This is a genomic window from Vibrio sp. 811 (genome assembly GCF_033339195.1).
This window is the reverse complement of sequence record NZ_JAWOUB010000213.1, coordinates 1-867: the sequence shown is the minus strand read 5'-3', so window position 1 is coordinate 867 and position 867 is coordinate 1. Positions and strand designations below refer to the sequence as shown.

General features: G+C 48.3%; 1 protein-coding gene. It reads right to left on the bottom strand.

Translation table 11 applies throughout. The features are described 5' to 3' along the window. Positions 1 to 25: 25 nt before the first annotated feature. On the bottom strand, positions 26 to 867 hold an 842-nt coding region (locus R7Q46_RS25890), incomplete at its 5' end, for a CHAD domain-containing protein (RefSeq protein ID WP_318078045.1).

Here is an 867-nt window from a genome sequence, read left to right as displayed (position 1 = left end):
TAACGCTACTTTGCGCTCGCTTGTCTTATTTTTCACGCCAGTACGGCTGAGTCTCTACGCTGATTGCTCTTGTTTGATCCATTGCATGAAGAATCGAACGCTCTTGGCGGTGCAGCCAACGCTCTAGCTGTTCTTTCTCTTCATTTTCCAGCATATCGACCAAAGGCAATAGATGGTTCAGCATCAACAGATCATCAATGCCATGCACTAAGTCAGCCCAAGGAAGACGGAAGCTATTACGCTCGTCGAAGTTGTACAAGCTCGCAAAACCAATTCCAGTGTAAAGGTTACGCAGCAGACGGTAACGCTGATCCACATACTCTTGCGCAGACAAATCACGCTCTGCAGGGAAAGCTTCCATCAGCTCAGCCCAAGTGCGATCCAATTGCGTCACAGAAAACGGCATGATGTTGCTTGCCATCTTCTCGCGCGCTTTCTCATCCAAGAATGGCTGCCAGCCACGTGCTAAGATCCAGCGGCTAAGATCCAGCAGTAATCCTGTGTAACGCGCCGAACTCAACAATGTCAGCATCTCTTCACGACTTGGCAACTCTTCCAACTGTTGAGTCAACTCAGAGACAAGGAACTTACGCGCGTCAAGTTTGCGCAATACGTTACCTTTATCATCAAGCAACTCTTCAAGGTGAGCATGTTCATCAAGCCAAACGAGCTCTTCTTCTAACCACTTCAATTCTTGACGCAAGATAGCGCTCGCACGACGAGGCACTACGCCACCAAAAATGGTCAATGTTTGGCGAATAAAACGAATGGCGTTACTGATTTCACGCAGCGCTTCCACACGGTCGCGCTCTGAGTAAATTTGTTCGCGGTAATGCCAGTCCGATAAAGCATGTTCAAGTGACTTGA